This is a genomic window from Ruegeria profundi (assembly GCF_049800715.1).
In the GTDB taxonomy this organism is placed as follows: domain Bacteria; phylum Pseudomonadota; class Alphaproteobacteria; order Rhodobacterales; family Rhodobacteraceae; genus Ruegeria; species Ruegeria profundi_A.
Genome location: NZ_JBNAFO010000002.1, coordinates 324596 through 339537, shown reverse-complemented (window position 1 = coordinate 339537; position 14942 = coordinate 324596). Strand labels below are relative to the sequence as shown.

Sequence of the window (14942 nt, the reverse complement as noted above, 5' to 3'; positions counted from 1 at the left end):
TCAGATCAACCGACTAGGTCGGTTCTTGCCCCAGCATTCTAGAATTGCGCAACTTGCCAATTAGCTGCACGTATTTGATGATTTGTCTTTGAAGAGACCTGTGACCGCGATGTGCGAATGCACGCAGCGTTAGGCCACATTAGCGCAGTGAACGTCTACTTTGATGGGCCGCGACGCGGCATACAGACTCAGCTATGTAAGGCAGCTTTGCGCCGCCCAAGATGAGCCAACCTGACACACCACTACAGATGCTGCGCTGAGTCTGAAGTCGGTTGCGAGCCCACTTTGCCGGGTGCTGCACTGCGCAAGAACGTCTACTCTCGTGAAGCGTGCCAAAAACGATCATTTTTGACGCCCACAACACCAACGTACACTCGCAATATTCGCTGAGTGACTTGTGAGTCGTTCGGCTGCTTTGAGCCAGGAGCGGTGTTCACATTATTATTGCATTATTGCGTGCGACAGTTTGCATTGCTTTACTATTTAAGAGTTCTCCGTGGTTCCATTGGGAGTTTTTAATAATGCGATTGACGTTTTTGACTATATGCACTTGTGCTTTGCCAACGCTCGCGTCCGCCGCGGATGTTGGGCAGGAAGCAATTGACGGCTGTATCGACCGATTGCGCGTTGTAGGTGGGCCAGATGGACAAGGTGGTACGGTGCTCTCTACCGAGTTTTCCGAAGCAAACTCGCTTGTCATGCTGCAAGACAGAGGCGAAACAATCTGGCGATGCCTTGTCTCAAACGATGGTCAGGTTGCCGAGTTGAGCGTTGCACAAGCCGCAGATGACGGCGGTGGTGCGATGGCGGGCTCTTCTGGCACAGGCGCGCCAAGCACGGAGCGCGTGCAGTTCGCAAGTGGCACTTCCGGTGCGGAGCTGACCGGCTCTCTCCTGCCACAAGAGAGCCGGCGGTATATCCTGGGTGCGCGCGACGGTCAGTTCCTTTATTTCCGTCTCGCCGCGAACGGACCCGGAATGACTTATGTGATCTATAATCCGGACGGGTCTGTGCTGCTCGATGAAACGGGCGCGGCGCAAGAGTATCGTGGGCAGCTCTGGCAGTCGGGAGATCACGTGATCGAAGTCTACAACACTTCGAACGGTGCACAGTCCTACAACGTGATCTTTGGCATCGAATGACATGAATACGGAAGAGTTTCCGCATCAAATTGGAGAATCCAATAAGAAATCGTTTATGCTGGTTTGTGCATTTGCGACACTCTGCGCAGTGGCGGGTTGCGTGGAGACTTCAAGCCCCACGGCACCTTCAACTGACCAACCGTCCGTGGGAAGCTCCACCGATCTTTCCGCATTTGAAGGTGCGCGGGCCGGTCAGGCCGAGATGGGCATACAAAACCTCGGCTATGAGTTGATCCGGACAGACGGTCTAACTGCCTTCTGGTTTAACCGCAGCACGGGTGCCTGCGCACGCATCGCGACTGCCGATGGCCGTTATTCGGATGTCACTATGCTGCCCGCCGCAGATTGCTAATGCTCTAGGTCGTGGCTGAACACTTGGTCTGATTGAAAGGAAGCTCCATGAAATACACGCTTGCAGCCGCAACACTGTTCGTCGTTTTGGCAGGATGTGCAGAAGAGCAATCCTTCACCACGGAAGCGGATATTTCCGAAGCAAACCGGAACACCGAATGCCCCGTTGATGTATCGGAAGCGGATCGCGCCAACTATCTTGCGTGCAACTAACCTGACATCGGCATCCGGAGAGTTTCACTTTAACATACCGAAGAGATTAAGCAGTGTCAGGATCCGCAAATACCTGTCGTTGGGTTGTTCGAACCGTAGGGGTCTTTTACCTCATGGCACTTGCGCTGATTCTGGTCGGCACCTTCGGGCTTTTTGGTCAGCAGCGAGACCCTTTGTCCGGTATATTCCTGCTGCCCATAGGATTGCCATGGGTTCCTTTGACAGATTGTTTTCCAGAGGCTTGGCGTCCGTGGCTTGCAAGTCTGGCTCCGGCGCTCAATCTTGTAATCCTAACGTTGCTTTGCCGTCGCATAAAACGACGCCACTAGACATCATTTCAGTTATTTGAAAGGGACGCTGTGAGCCTTGATATTCCACATATGATTGTCACCGTAGCAATCAGCTTTGCTGTCCTCTGGGGCCTCGACCAGACGACACTTTTTGCGAACATGCCGAAACGAAAAGCAACAGTGCTTAAGTTTGTCACCCTATTCGTTGCAATCTTAATTCTGAACCTAATCTGGCCTTACGGGTCGAAGGGCTAACCAGAGACGCAGCTTTGAGGATCGTAGCTGCAGATCGGTAGTACACCGACGTCGCGCCTTTCGAAGGCAGCCGACCGTCCAAGTTCGAAGTGACGGCGTAATGGTTGCGAAACACTGATGCGAGGAACATAGGGTCACAGGGTTCACCGACATCCACGTGCAGTCATTTTTGAGATCGGGTGCCTTGTCTGCAGAACGATTGATCGCTGTGACGACTAAATCCTCTGCGAGCGCAGCATCGAGGACAAGCTTACCTCTCCACCCATTCACGCCCAAAAGAACGGGCTAAAAAACCTTCTCCTTTCGATCAGGAACTGCACTTGCGACCTGCCCTCAGGCGGAGAGGCAAATCTTGTTGCTGTCCGGATCCCTGACGTAGGCCGAGAAACGCGGTCCCCGTTGGTTCGGCTCGCCTTCGCTCGTGCCACCTAGCTCGATGGCCAACGCATACAGCCTTTCGACCTCTTCAGCCGACCCGACGCTGAAGCCGACCATGGTTCCGTTTCCATTGGTGGCAGGGTTTTCGTCGAACGGGATGGCTACTGCAAAGGCAATGCCAGGTCCGAGCCAGTACGTCATTCTGTCGGTGGGCGAGACACGCTCCATACCCGTTTGACCAAAAAGCTGATCATAAAAGTGCGTTGCGGCGGCCATGTCGTTGGTACCTACGACGAAGTAGTTCATTTGCATGGTGCGATGTCCTTTGAAGATAGCGCGGAGTGTTGAGAGCGTCACTGATGGGTCAGTCTGAAGAACTCGATCAGTTGACCGTTCGGATCGGTGATCTTGAGCAGGTGGATGCCCGGCTCTTCGATGATCTTTGGAGCGGCCACGCCGGCGGCAATGGCACGGGCGTGCAAGACTTCCAGATCGGCGGATTGCAGGTAGGGAACCGCGCCCGAACCTGCCTCGGCCCCCGGTGCGTACTTATCCCGTGACACGATCGCGAACCAGCCACCAGCCACGTCGAACGCCACGAATTCTGGTAGCCCGATTGTCGGTTCACTGTCGAACAGGGCGCGGTAGAAAGCCTCCGATTCCTCCATGTTGTCGGTCGGCACATAGGCGCCCATGGCCATGATCGTCGCAGTTCCCCGCCGCTCGGAAGACTCCGCTGCGAGTGTTGTTGGCAGAACAGCGGCGAGGGTTAAGGCAATGAAACGTCTCATATTCTAATCTCCTTGGTTGAAGCCTTTCCTGCTTTTACCTCGCCTATGCTGACAGCGTGTTGTCAGCATGGTGTCAGTATGATCTGTTTCTTAGAAAGGAGATCACATGAGGCGCGGCGACAGGCTATTTGAAGTCATCGAGATTCTGAGGCGCGCCAAAGGCCCGATCTCAGCCCAGTCCATTGGTGAGGAACTGGGCGTGACCAAACGCACGGTGTATCGCGATATTGCTGCGCTGATGGGGCAGGGCGTGCCAATAAATGGCGAGGCGGGGGTCGGCTATGTGTTGGAGCCCGGCTTTCATATGCCACCGCTGATGCTCACCCCGGATGAGATCGAGGCCGTTACGCTTGGTGTGCTGTGGGTCCAGACCCGAGGCGAACCCGAGCTTGCGCTAGCGGCTGAGAAGCTGATCACCAAGCTGGAAGCTGTCGCACCTGACAAGTACCGGACGTCGTTTCTTCAGCCGGCGGTCAGCGTCGCGCCCGTCACTCAGCCGGATGAAGTACTCGGCGCGGCGGCAATTCGTCTGGCCATTCGGTGTCGCAAAAAGATAGCCTTGAAGTATTCAGATAACTCAGGCCAAAAGACCCGTCGCGTGATATGGCCCATACTGCTGGGTTATCGAGACACCAGCCGCATCATCGCCGCATGGTGCGAGATGCGAGAAGGTTTTCGTTACTTTCGGACAGAGCGGATCATTGACGCGGAGGTCCTCGAAGACAGTATTCCTCGGCGAATGGACCTACTCCGCGCCGAATGGCGCGATGCAGGTGATGCAGAACGAAAGCGCTATGAAGAAGGGGCATAGGGCGGGGCTTGCCGCAGGACCGCTTTGCGAAATCTGCAGCGCTGCTTTAGCAACGGCTCGTTTGGGCCGGAACCGCCAGTTTCTTGGAGTGGACCGAAGGTTGGCTTCGTCCGCAAAGCAGGTATTGAGCGAAATTCGCTGAACGCCAGCATCGAGCCCACAGCACAAAGGCTTGAAGGGCAGCGCGCCTAGGTTCTGCTTTGCAATTTACTTGCAGATCGGCAATTCCAACGGCGGCTGTTTGGGCAAAGATGCTCTCCAACTATTTATGATCGGCTGTAGGCTGCTTTTGGGCCAAAACTTTGGTTCACCAATCGCTTTTAGGCAAGCTGCGTTCCAGTAAACTCCAGTTCGAGAAAGTGATTTTCCCTTTTTTACCGCCTTGGCGACAGCGTTTATGTCTTTGGATTCTGGGTAGATATACAGGGTTGTTGGGTTCCCTTCTACAAGCGCCAAAATCTCTTTTGAGGCGGATTGTGACCAGGTTGTGCAACCATTGCTACGACCACCAGTGTAGTTCACAAGCCTTCCGTAAGGGACATAGCCATCGTTGTCTGCATGCGTGCTTTGAGGGTTTTTGAACCTGCATTGCCACTTCAGGAAGACAGCCGGATGGCCTCCGATGGCGCGCTCGCGGGCATTGCTCGTTTCTCCTTCACCATCAAACAAAAGAAACGTGCGGTAGAACGGCTGCGTTTTGCCGGAATGACTGTGGTAGCCTTTGAAGGACGTGCGGGTTTCAGCCGTCACATAGGCGCCTCCGGCGGTTAGTTTAGAGCCCTCTGCATTGCTGAAGTTCTTCGCGCATTGTCGGCCATTCGAAAAATTGGCGCGCTGGAGTTTTCGGCCATTGCCATAGCCGGACGAAACCGCTCGGAAGGACTTTTGTGACTCGCAGATGACATAAAAACGCTTGCCCGGATTGCCGTTTCTCGCAGTGCTGGGGCGGGTTGCGTCCTTGGCAAGGTAGCAAGGGTTCCTGACTTCGCCTCGGCGTAGTTTCTTGATGTAAAGCGCTCGTGCCCTTTCCAGAACGATCGGCGCGATTTGCCCCTCACCTGTACCCACGTGCTTTTGTAGCCACGCTGGAACATCTTGCGTTATCGCATTGGCGCGGTCCGGTAGGGCGCCCACCGACATGGCGATTGTTATGACCGAGAGTGCGAGACGGAGTGAATTCGGTAGCAACGGGAAATCTCCTGCTAGAATGTCCTCGGGTTCAGTCTACCACAGTTCTTGCGCGCTAGGATGCTGGCCAAGTTTACAAGCGAAGCCTGCTGTTGCCTCAAATCCCACTTTTCGTTTGCGGAGGCTTTCTTACATCTTGGACAATAAATCCTAGGATGTTGCGTAGGTGTCTGGACATTCCGAGATTTGCTTCCAAATGAATGCCATGATCAAACGTCGCAAGTTCCTGTTGGCAACCGCAACCGCAATTTGTGCTCCGTATATTGCACGGGGACAAACGGTGGTGCTGAATGATGTAATCAGCGGTCTTCCGCAGTTGCATTCACTGCAAATTCAACGCGGAAATGAGGTCATTTTCGCGCAGGCCCAACAGGGTGCAGGCCTGGATAGACCGGCCAACATAAAGTCGTGTTCGAAAAGCATTGTGGCTTTGTTGCTTGGGACGGCGATCGACCGGCGGGAAATCCCATCTGTAGATGCCACCTTGCAGGAGGTTGCTCCGCGGCTTTTGCCCGCTAATGCGACGCCCGGTTCCGAAAGCATTACGATGGAGGATCTGGTAACGCTCCGGGCAGGGCTCGAAAGAACCTCGGGCAGCAACTATGGAGAATGGATCAACTCTCCCAACTGGATCGCGGACGCGCTGACGCGACCGATGGTTGCTGAACCCGGAGAGCAGATGCTCTATTCCACAGGATCGACCCATGTGCTTGGCGCAGCATTGACTGTGGCGACCGGACAAAGCCTTTTGAGGCTGACGCGTGAGAGGCTGGGTGCACCACTTGGTATCGAGATCCCCGCTTGGACGAGGGATCCGCAAGGTTACTACTTAGGTGGTAATGAGATGGCGATTACGCCGAGGTCAATGTTGAAGATCGCGGTGTTGCTTCGGGACCGCGGGGCTTTTGCCAACACGCAAATCATTCCTGAGCGTTGGGTTTTGGAATCGACCAAGCCACACGGCCGCTCACCTTTCTCTGGACTAGACTACGGCTATGGCTGGTTTCTTTCCCCTTCAGGCTATGCATTGGCGCGTGGGTACGGAGGCCAAATCATAGCGGCCCATCCTGATCGAAACCTTGCTGTCGCAATAACATCTGATCCTACGCGTCCCGCCCGTTCTGGAGGCTATTTTGGAGAATTGGTCAGGTTGTTGGATGGTCCGATTTTGAACGCTACCTAGACGTTTCATAAACACTGCTTAGGGTTGGTCACGTTTGGCCTCAACGTTGCTGGACTATCAATCAGCTTTTTGCTTCGCCGGGGCGGTGGAGCAACTGGAAAGCCGACCAATTACTCTTCTGAAAGGTGAAAGAGGCGGTGACCAGCTTGACTGAGATCCCAAAGTCTCGCTTTGCCGGTCCAGGCAGGTCGGTCAAAGAGCCCGTTCAGATTGAAATTGCTTGAATGACGCGATTTATGCACGGCATTGAGTGCATTCCCAATTGGCCCAACCGAGACCGGTTCGAATTTGTCTGAGAGCAACACTCATTTCTTTCAAGCGAGTTTGTAAGCAGCCGAGAATGGCGGCATTGGCTCTCAACTCGGAAATCACGAAGCTTGGTTTCAAAGGCGTGTCTCGAGCCACGAGTCGCCGCTTGCACGAGTTGCACAAAACGTCGACTGTGAGCTCACGGACGCTTGATGATTACTGCTATGTTTTCCTGTATTGTTTGGTTGCCAAATTTGACCAAACACCTCTTCGTTTTCTCGATCAGTTTCGAAAGTGAAGCGAAGAATTACCTCAAGATTTTGGCTTATCTGATTGATTTAATAAGGATACAGGCCCGTGACCAGTCTGAAGGCAATCCACCATGCTGCAGTCATTTGTTCGGACTATGAACGGTCCAAGGCGTTTTACTCAGAGACGCTAGGTTTAAGAATTGTTGCGGAGAATTTCAGGGCTGAGCGGCAATCTTGGAAGCTGGATTTGGCGTTGCCGGACGGCTCTCAGATTGAACTGTTTTCCTTTCCCAACCCGCCCAAACGCATGTCTCGTCCCGAAGCACGAGGTCTGCGGCATCTTGCGTTTGTTGTGGATGATATCGAGGCGCAGAAAGACAGCCTGGAACAGAAAGGTGTCCTCGTCGAAGATATCCGTGTCGATGAATATACCGGCCATCGGTTCACTTTCTTCACCGATCCGGACGATCTTCCATTGGAGCTGTATGAAGCGAAGCCGATTGCTTTGAAGTGATATTTCTCGTCTTTTAGGCTGAGCGAAGCAGGGAGGAAGGCGCATGGAAGTAAAACCTCTCACCGGTGGATTGGGTGCGGAAATCGTCGGGGCGGACATCCGGCGTGAAGATCAATTCGACGCAATTAAGTCAGCCTTCGCTAAGTATTCCGTTATCGCACTGAGGGGTCAAAGTGTTAGCCCGCAAGAGCATCTGACCTTTGCGAGAAGGTTCGGCCCAATCAATGTGAACCGATTTTTCAAACCGGTGGATGGCTATCCTGAGATTGCCATGGTGTTGAAAGAGAAGGATCAGAAAGAAGCTGTGGGAGAGGGGTGGCATACTGACCACTCCTATGATCAGGAGCCTGCTATGGGCTCGATCCTGCACGCCCTTGAGGTTCCGCCCCATGGTGGCGACACGTTGTTTGTGTCGATGGCTGCCGCCTACGAAGCTTTGTCGCCCACGATGCGTGGTTTCTTAGATGGCTTGTGGGCGGTGCATTCCTCTCGCCATGTCTTTGGCGACAGCATTGTGGACACAGAAGCCGCAAAAAGCGGCCGGTTGGGGAACGCCGAAGCTGCCACGCAAGACGCTTTACACCCCGTTGTCATCACGCATCCGCTCAGCGGCAGGCGAGGGTTGTTCGTCAATCCTGTGTTCACGACCAAAATCAAAGGCTTGAGCGAGGATGAGTCCACCGCAATGCTGGGTATGATTTATGATCATTGCAAGCAGCCTGAATTCCAATGTCGCCTGCGTTGGCAGGAAGGGGACATCGCCATTTGGGATAACAGAGCGACGTGGCACAAAGCGATCAACGACTACCACGGGTTTCGACGTCTTATGCACAGAGTGACGGTGGAAGGGGTCGCTCTGACGCGTTGATGCAAGTGGCGCGCGGCGAATTTCTGCGACTCAGTTAGAGTGTCGGCACGCGGTGAATCTCTTCGATTCCCTGTGATAGTTTTGGATGAGGCATCGAACGCCGCGTTTTTAGCCATGTTTTCTTGCCTTTAAGGTGGGCACAGAGTTTTTTCTTGTCAAATTTGGAACGTTCCATTACATATTTTGGAACGTTCCAATTGTGGGGAAATCAGATGAACTGGGCATTTGTCGGAGCGAGCACTATAGCTTCGCAATATATGTTGGGCGCGGTGCGTCAGCAGACAGGCAACGACGTGACCTGGGTCGTCAGTAATTCCTCTGACCGGGTGCAAACCTGGGCTAAGAAACACGTTATTCCCAATGCAACCACAGACCTGAACGCGGCGCTGTCTGACGATGGCGTGAAAGCCGTCTACATTTCTTCCACAAATGAGAAGCACCATGGTCAGGCGATGGCTGCCATCGCGGCTGGTAAGCATGTTCTTTGTGAAAAGCCGCTCGGGATGACGCAAGCGGAAGCTGTCGAAATGGTGCGTGCAGCCGACGCGGCTGGCGTGACTTTTGGTACTAACCACCACCTGAGATGCTCTGGCAGTCATCGTGCCATTCGCGACCAGATCGCAGATGGGCGCGTCGGCGAGGTTCTTTCGCTGCGCATCCATCACGCAGTGCATTTGCCCGAAAACTTGCAGGGGTGGCGTATCAATTCGGCCGATGCTGGTGGTGGCGTGATCCCAGACATCGTCGTTCATGACGCGGATGTCACCCGCTTCCTGCTAAATGAAGACCCGGTGTCTGTTGTCGCCCAAATGGCCAGCTCTGGGATGGGGCAGGGTGTCGAAGACTCGTGCATGTCCGTCTGGAAGATGCCCTCAGGCGCGATGGTCATGACGCATGAAAGCTTTACGCACCCCTTTGCCGGGTCTGGCCTGCAGGTGCATGGAACCGAGGGTTCGATTTTTGCGGATGGCGTCATGACGCAGCGCCCGGTTGGGGCAATACAGCTGGTGACTGAAGCCGGAAGTGAAGAGATCCCGTTTTCGGACCACTCTCTCTATGTTCAAGGCGTTTCGGAATTTGTCGCCGCGGCGGCGGGACAAGGCCGTCCTGCTGCCGACGGGCCTGATGGAGTGAAGTCGCTGTCAATCGCGCTGAGCGTTCGTGAGGCCGCAGCGTCGGGCGATCGTATCAACATAGATTATGGCGGTTTTTGATGACCAAGCTTGTTTCCGTTTCCGAGGCCGTTTCTCGTATCCCAGACAATGCGGTTGTCACCGTATCGTCGTCCTCTGCGCTGGGGTGCCCCGACCTTGTGCTGAAGGCACTCGGAGAGCGGTATCGCTCTGAAGGGCATCCGCGCAACATTACAACGCTGCACCCAATTGCCGCCGGGGATATGTATGGCGTGAAGGGCATGGATTATCTGGCGCAGGATGGGCTGCTAAGCTGCGTTCTCGCCGGATCGTACCCGTCGGGCCCTTCCAGCCTTGAGATGCCGGAAATCTGGAAGATGATCGTCGAAGATCGAGTGGCCGCATACAACGTGCCATCGGGAATTCTGTTTGACATGCACCGCGAAGCCGCAGCGCATCGGCCAGGGGTCTTGACGCAAGTCGGGCTTGATACTTTTGTGGATCCTGTTCGCGAAGGATGCGCGATGAATACGCGTGGTGCGGCGGCTCCAATCGTTAACCGAAAGGAATTCGACGGTCAGACTTGGTTGCACTTCCCAAACATCAATCCGAACGTGTGCGTTTTGCGTGCAACCACGGCGGATGAGTTTGGCAACCTGACCTATGAACATGAAGGAGCCTATCTGGGCGGGTTGGAGCAAGCGATTTGCGTACGCAACCACGGTGGACTCGTGATCGCACAGGTTCAAAGAGTGACTGCCGCCGGAAGTTTGCGCCCCCATGACGTGCGCGTGCCGGGGCATCTGGTCGATCTGATCGTTGAAGACCCGGAGCAGATGCAAACGACCGAGACGCCCTATGACCCTGCGATCTCTGGCCAGATTATGCGCCCTTGGGACAGTTTTTCGCTGGCCGAGCACGGTGTCGAGAAGGTCATCGCGCGCCGCGCCGCCCAAGAACTGCGCAGCGGCATGAGCGCCAACTTGGGCTTCGGCATCAGCGCAATGGTCCCGCGTGTTTTGTTGGAGGAGGGCCATCCTCAGGCTGTGACATGGGCGATCGAGCAGGGGGCCGTTGGTGGCGTCCCATTGACCGGGTTTGCTTTTGGGTGCGCATCCAACGCGCACGCATTTGTGCCGTCACCGCAGCAATTCATCTATTTCCAGGGCGGCGGGTTCGACATGTCGTTCCTCTCTTTCCTCGAGGTCGATGTAGAAGGCAATGTGAACGTCTCCAAACTTGGTAAGAAGCCCTATCTGACTGCAGGATGCGGCGGCTTTGTCGATATTACCGCGCGGGCCAAAAAGATCGTGTTCTCCGGCTGGTTCGAAGCCGGCGCCAAGATTGATCTGGCGGATGACGGTATCCGTGTGAATGCCCCCGGAAAATTCACCAAGATGGTGGATCAGGTCGAGCATGTCACATTCTCGGGCCGCCGTGCCCGGGAAACCGGTCAGGATGTGCTCTATGTGACTGAGCGTTGCGTCATACGCCTGACGGATCAGGGGCTGGTCGCGACGGAAATTATGCCCGGCATTGAGGCGCAGCGCGATATTGTCGAAGCCTCGGGCGGTCGCGTCAAAGTCGCGGAAAACGCGGCTCAGATGCCAAAGTCGCTATTCGCAGTCGGCCCGATGGGGATGACACTGTGAGCAATCTGCGCATTCATATCGAAGGTGCAACCGCCGTCCTGACTTTGGACAACGAGGCCAAGCTCAATGCGCTAACTGTAGATATGCTGCACGCGCTGGAAGCTAGCCTTACAGAGGTCGAGCGTGACGCGTCCATTCGTGCGCTTGTTCTGACTGGCGCAGGCGAAAAAGCGTTCTGTTGTGGGGCCGATATTGGCGCTTGGGGTGGTCTGAGCCCCGCCGAATTCGCGCGACATTGGGTCCGTGATGGACATCGTATCTTTGACCGTCTGGCGGGGATCGGCAAACCAACAATTGCTGCGATCAACGGCCACGCGTTCGGCGGTGGGCTAGAGCTGGCCAGTTGCTGCGATCTGCGCCTGATGACCCCGCGGTCCACGCTGGCTTTGCCCGAAGCTCGGGTCGGGATCGTGCCCGGCTGGTCCGGGACACAGCGATTGACCCGGCTGATCCCCGAAGCTGCGGTGAAGGAGATGGCACTCTTCGGGCGCCGAATTGGTGCCGACCGCGCGTTGGCTTTAGGCTATGCGACCGAGGTGACTGACGACGTTCTGGCGCGCGCGCTTGAGATTACCGCAGAACTTAGCGACCTTTCGCCCCGCGCCACCGAAATCTCAAAAAACATGATCCATGCAGCGGTCGGCGAAGACACACATGCCGTGGTCGAAGCCCTTGGTAGTGCAGCAATTGCCGCCTCAGCGGACCGCGAAGAAGGCGTTGCTGCGTTCATGGAAAAACGTAACCCCACATTTTCGGGCCTTTGACAATATGAAAGATATCACCATCAACCCTGCTATCCCGTTCGAGCTTCCGCCGGTGTTCGAAGGTCGGCATCTCATCGATGGCAGGTGGCAGAATAGCGCGTCGGATGAGACTTTCGAACGGCGTTCGCCCTCGCACGGGCACATTGTCAGCCGTTCGGCCTTGGGTGGCGAGGCTGAAGCCGAGGCGGCGATCTTGGCGGCACGCAAGTCGTTCGACAGCGGTGTGTGGAGTCGGGCATCGGGCAAAGAGCGGGCCACCGTTTTGCTTAAGGTTGCCGACCTGATTGAACAGAATGTCGACCGGATCGCACTGATCGAAACGCTGGAAAGCGGTAAGCCGATCAGCCAATCCAAGGGCGAGGTCGGCGGTGCAGCAGATCTTTGGCGCTATGCGGCCTCATTGGCGCGCAGCACCCACGGCGACAGCCACAATACTCTTGGCGCAGATATGATGGGTGTCGTGTTGAAGGAACCCATAGGTGTCGTGTCCATCATCACACCATGGAACTTTCCCTTCTGGATTCTCAGTCAGAAGCTGCCCTTCGCGTTGGCGGCTGGTTGTACCGTTGTTGTGAAACCGTCTGAGATGACACCGTCGACAACCTTGATGCTGGGCGAATTGTTGATCGAAGCCGGGTTGCCCGCCGGTGTATGCAATATCGTTCTGGGTTACGGAGTTCCCGTTGGCAGCGTGATGTCGAGCCATGACAGCGTGGACATGATCAGCTTTACGGGCTCAACCGCTGTGGGCAAGACGATCAGCGCAGTAGCGTCGGATACACTCAAGAAGGTCGCGCTGGAACTTGGGGGCAAGAACCCTCAGGTCATCTTTCCCGACGCCGATCTGAATGCAGCCGCTGATGCAGTTGTGTTCGGTGTCTATTTCAATGTTGGTCAATGCTGCAATTCAAGCAGTCGCATCATCGTGCATGAGGACATTGCCGATGAATTCCGCGAACGTGTCGTCGCCCTTTCGCGCAAAGTCAAATTCGGCGATCCTTTGGACCCGACAACGCAGGTTGGGGCTATCGTAACGTCCGAGCACAACTCAAAAATCGACGCGTATGTCAAACAGGCGCAGGCTTCGGGTGCGACTATTGATCTGGGTGGTGAGCCGCTGGAGGTCGAAGGCCTCGGCGCTCAGTTCTATCAGCCGACGGTGATTTCCGACGTCTCGCCTGATATGCCCATTGCCCGCGATGAAGTATTCGGGCCTGTTCTGTCTGTTTTGACTTTCAAAACACTGGACGAAGCCATCGCGCTCACCAATTATAGCGCTTACGGTCTGTCGGCAGGGGTCTGGAGCGAAAACGTTCACACCTGCCTAGAGTTTGCCCGCCGAGCAGAAGCGGGAACGGTCTGGACCAATACCTGGATGGACGGGTTCCCCGAGGTCGCTTTCGGTGGGGTCAAACAATCCGGGCAGGGGCGGGAAATCGGGCGATATGGGTTCGAGGAATTCTTCGAAGTGAAATCAGTGGTCATGCGCATCGGCAACAGCCGTGCAGCATGGGTTCCGCAAGACTAAGACCGGGCGCCAGATTGGTCCCGAGTGAGAATAACGCATTAAGGGAGGAAACAAGAATGCGTAAATTTATGAAGACAAAATCGCTGTTTGTAGCAGGTCTACTGTGCACGACCAGCCTTGCGCACGCTGAAGACGTGGAAGTTCTGCATTGGTGGACGTCTGGCGGTGAGGCCGCAGCACTAAACGTTCTCAAGGACGATCTGTCCGGACAGGGCATTGGATGGACCGACATGCCTGTAGCCGGTGGCGGTGGTGAGCAGGCCATGACCGTTCTGCGCGCACGCGTCACCGCAGGCAACGCTCCGACAGCCGTTCAGGCGCTGGGCTTTGACATTCTGGACTGGGCCGATCAGGGCGCGCTGGCGGACCTGAACGAAGTGGCAGCCCAGGAAGGTTGGGATGACGTCGTCCCAGATGCGCTGAAAGCCTTCGCCAAGCATGACGGCAAATGGGTTTCGGCCCCTGTTAACGTACACTCGACCAACTGGGTCTGGGCCAACAAAGCGGTGCTGGACGCCAACGGCATTGCTCAGCCCACCAACTGGGACGAATTCGTCGCAGCAGTTGAGGCGTTGAAAGCTGCCGGAATCACTCCGATCGCGCATGGTGGTCAGGCATGGCAGGACGCGACCGTGTTCGATGCTATCGCGATGTCGACGCTGGGGCCTGACGGTTACAAAGCGGCCTTCATCGACCTGGACGAGGAAACGCTGGGTGGCGACGCGATGAAAGAAGCGTTCGACCGTATGGCCTTTATCCGTGACAACGTGGATGAGAACTTCTCGGGTCGTGACTGGAACCTGGCGACAGCAATGGTCATAAACGGTGAAGCCGGTTTCCAGATGATGGGTGACTGGGCCAAAGGCGAATTCCTGAACGCGGGCAAAGTGCCGGGTGAGGACTTCCTGTGTTTCCGCTTCCCGGGTACTCAGGATCAGGTTACCTTTAACGCTGATCAGTTCATGATGTTTGATCAGGGCGGTACGGTATCGGCCGAGCAGGCCGCGCTGGCCAGCGCGATCCTGTCGCCATCCTTCCAGATTGCCTTCAACAAGGTGAAGGGCTCTGTCCCGGCTCGTACTGACGTGGACGGCAGTGATCTGGATGCATGTGGTCAGCAAGGCATGAAGGATTTGGCTGCTGCGGCTTCGTCAGGCAACCTGTTCGGCTCGATGGCACACGGACATGCCGCGCCTGCGTCAGTCAAGAACGCCGTCTATGACGTTGTGACCGCTCACTTTAACGGCGAGTACGGCAGCGAAGATGCCGTGACCGAACTGGTTGATGCCGTTTCAATCGCCAAGTGATCCATAAGTGATCCTCCCGATGGGGCGGCGGTCTGGCCGCCCTGTCACCAAGTGGGCGCAAAAGCTCCGATCTA

General features: G+C 55.6%; 15 protein-coding genes. 12 read left to right on the top strand and 3 right to left on the bottom strand.

All coding sequences use genetic code 11. From position 1 onward, the window contains the following. Positions 1-521 precede the first annotated feature (521 nt). Genes ACP15L_RS05550 through ACP15L_RS05540 form a run of 3 tightly spaced genes read left to right on the top strand, consistent with a single transcriptional unit; the run spans position 522 to position 1706 of the window. Positions 522-1142, top strand: a complete 621-nt coding sequence (locus ACP15L_RS05550; protein ID WP_425083425.1) for a hypothetical protein — start codon at positions 522-524, stop codon at positions 1140-1142. Between the two features lies 1 nt (position 1143). Continuing rightward, positions 1144-1494, top strand: coding sequence for a hypothetical protein (locus ACP15L_RS05545; protein WP_425083424.1), 351 nt, complete (start codon positions 1144-1146; stop codon positions 1492-1494). Between the two features lie 47 nt (positions 1495-1541). Further along, complete coding sequence (locus ACP15L_RS05540) at positions 1542-1706, top strand: hypothetical protein (RefSeq protein WP_425083423.1); 165 nt, start codon at positions 1542-1544, stop codon at positions 1704-1706. Positions 1707-2584: 878 nt separating this feature from the next. Here the strand turns inward: ACP15L_RS05540 and ACP15L_RS05535 are convergent. Together ACP15L_RS05535 and ACP15L_RS05530 are read right to left on the bottom strand one after the other, a co-directional pair. After that, positions 2585-2941 carry a VOC family protein gene (locus ACP15L_RS05535; RefSeq protein ID WP_170376129.1) on the bottom strand — a complete coding sequence of 119 codons (357 nt, stop codon included), beginning with the start codon at positions 2939-2941 and terminating at the stop codon, positions 2585-2587. A 41-nt stretch (positions 2942-2982) separates the two neighbouring features. Beyond that, the gene (locus ACP15L_RS05530) at positions 2983-3420 is read right to left on the bottom strand and encodes a hypothetical protein (RefSeq protein ID WP_170689768.1); all 438 of its coding nucleotides are present in this window, start codon (positions 3418-3420) and stop codon (positions 2983-2985) included. A 106-nt stretch (positions 3421-3526) separates the two neighbouring features. Between ACP15L_RS05530 and ACP15L_RS05525 the strand changes: the two genes are divergently transcribed. Beyond that, positions 3527-4231, top strand: a complete 705-nt coding sequence (locus ACP15L_RS05525; protein ID WP_425083422.1) for a helix-turn-helix transcriptional regulator — start codon at positions 3527-3529, stop codon at positions 4229-4231. A gap of 207 nt (positions 4232-4438) precedes the next feature. Here ACP15L_RS05525 and ACP15L_RS05520 read toward each other — a convergent pair whose 3' ends face one another. Further along, a complete protein-coding gene (locus ACP15L_RS05520) occupies positions 4439-5419 on the bottom strand; it encodes a hypothetical protein (protein ID WP_425083421.1) in 981 nt (326 codons plus the stop codon). A gap of 196 nt (positions 5420-5615) precedes the next feature. Between ACP15L_RS05520 and ACP15L_RS05515 the strand changes: the two genes are divergently transcribed. The 8 genes from ACP15L_RS05515 (at position 5616) to ACP15L_RS05480 (ending at position 14868) form a co-directional block, all read left to right on the top strand. Next, on the top strand, positions 5616-6602 hold the full coding sequence (locus ACP15L_RS05515; RefSeq protein ID WP_425083511.1) for a serine hydrolase domain-containing protein: 987 nt from the start codon (positions 5616-5618) through the stop codon (positions 6600-6602). 606 nt (positions 6603-7208) lie between these two features. Beyond that, complete coding sequence (locus ACP15L_RS05510) at positions 7209-7616, top strand: VOC family protein (protein ID WP_425083420.1); 408 nt, start codon at positions 7209-7211, stop codon at positions 7614-7616. Positions 7617-7659: 43 nt separating this feature from the next. Next, entirely contained in the window at positions 7660-8484 is an 825-nt protein-coding gene (locus ACP15L_RS05505; protein ID WP_425083419.1) for a TauD/TfdA dioxygenase family protein, read from the top strand. A 212-nt stretch (positions 8485-8696) separates the two neighbouring features. Then, positions 8697-9698, top strand: a complete 1002-nt coding sequence (locus tag ACP15L_RS05500) for a Gfo/Idh/MocA family protein (RefSeq protein ID WP_425083418.1) — start codon at positions 8697-8699, stop codon at positions 9696-9698. After that, positions 9698-11269, top strand: coding sequence for an acyl CoA:acetate/3-ketoacid CoA transferase (locus tag ACP15L_RS05495; protein WP_425083417.1), 1572 nt, complete (start codon positions 9698-9700; stop codon positions 11267-11269). The genes ACP15L_RS05500 and ACP15L_RS05495 overlap by 1 nt, the downstream gene beginning before the upstream one ends. Beyond that, positions 11266-12033 (top strand): enoyl-CoA hydratase/isomerase family protein, encoded by a 768-nt coding sequence (locus ACP15L_RS05490; RefSeq protein WP_425083416.1) that lies wholly within the window; start codon positions 11266-11268, stop codon positions 12031-12033. Before ACP15L_RS05495 ends, ACP15L_RS05490 begins: the two co-directional genes overlap by 4 nt. Positions 12034-12037: 4 nt before the next feature. Then, complete coding sequence (locus ACP15L_RS05485) at positions 12038-13561, top strand: aldehyde dehydrogenase family protein (protein WP_425083415.1); 1524 nt, start codon at positions 12038-12040, stop codon at positions 13559-13561. Between the two features lie 68 nt (positions 13562-13629). Continuing rightward, entirely contained in the window at positions 13630-14868 is a 1239-nt protein-coding gene (locus ACP15L_RS05480; RefSeq protein ID WP_170677839.1) for an ABC transporter substrate-binding protein, read from the top strand. The last annotated feature ends 74 nt before the right edge of the window (positions 14869-14942 follow it).

Excerpts from the sequence above, each read along its gene's own strand:
- ACP15L_RS05550 (WP_425083425.1), top strand. The coding sequence starts at position 522 with ATGCGATTGACGTTTTTGACTATATGCACTTGTGCTTTGCCAACGCTC.
- ACP15L_RS05545 (WP_425083424.1), top strand. The coding sequence starts at position 1,144 with ATGAATACGGAAGAGTTTCCGCATCAAATTGGAGAATCCAATAAGAAA.
- ACP15L_RS05540 (WP_425083423.1), top strand. The coding sequence starts at position 1,542 with ATGAAATACACGCTTGCAGCCGCAACACTGTTCGTCGTTTTGGCAGGA.
- ACP15L_RS05535 (WP_170376129.1), bottom strand. The coding sequence starts at position 2,941 with ATGCAAATGAACTACTTCGTCGTAGGTACCAACGACATGGCCGCCGCA.
- ACP15L_RS05530 (WP_170689768.1), bottom strand. The coding sequence starts at position 3,420 with ATGAGACGTTTCATTGCCTTAACCCTCGCCGCTGTTCTGCCAACAACA.
- ACP15L_RS05525 (WP_425083422.1), top strand. The coding sequence starts at position 3,527 with ATGAGGCGCGGCGACAGGCTATTTGAAGTCATCGAGATTCTGAGGCGC.
- ACP15L_RS05515 (WP_425083511.1), top strand. The coding sequence starts at position 5,616 with ATGAATGCCATGATCAAACGTCGCAAGTTCCTGTTGGCAACCGCAACC.
- ACP15L_RS05505 (WP_425083419.1), top strand. The coding sequence starts at position 7,660 with ATGGAAGTAAAACCTCTCACCGGTGGATTGGGTGCGGAAATCGTCGGG.
- ACP15L_RS05500 (WP_425083418.1), top strand. The coding sequence starts at position 8,697 with ATGAACTGGGCATTTGTCGGAGCGAGCACTATAGCTTCGCAATATATG.
- ACP15L_RS05495 (WP_425083417.1), top strand. The coding sequence starts at position 9,698 with ATGACCAAGCTTGTTTCCGTTTCCGAGGCCGTTTCTCGTATCCCAGAC.
- ACP15L_RS05485 (WP_425083415.1), top strand. The coding sequence starts at position 12,038 with ATGAAAGATATCACCATCAACCCTGCTATCCCGTTCGAGCTTCCGCCG.
- ACP15L_RS05480 (WP_170677839.1), top strand. The coding sequence starts at position 13,630 with ATGAAGACAAAATCGCTGTTTGTAGCAGGTCTACTGTGCACGACCAGC.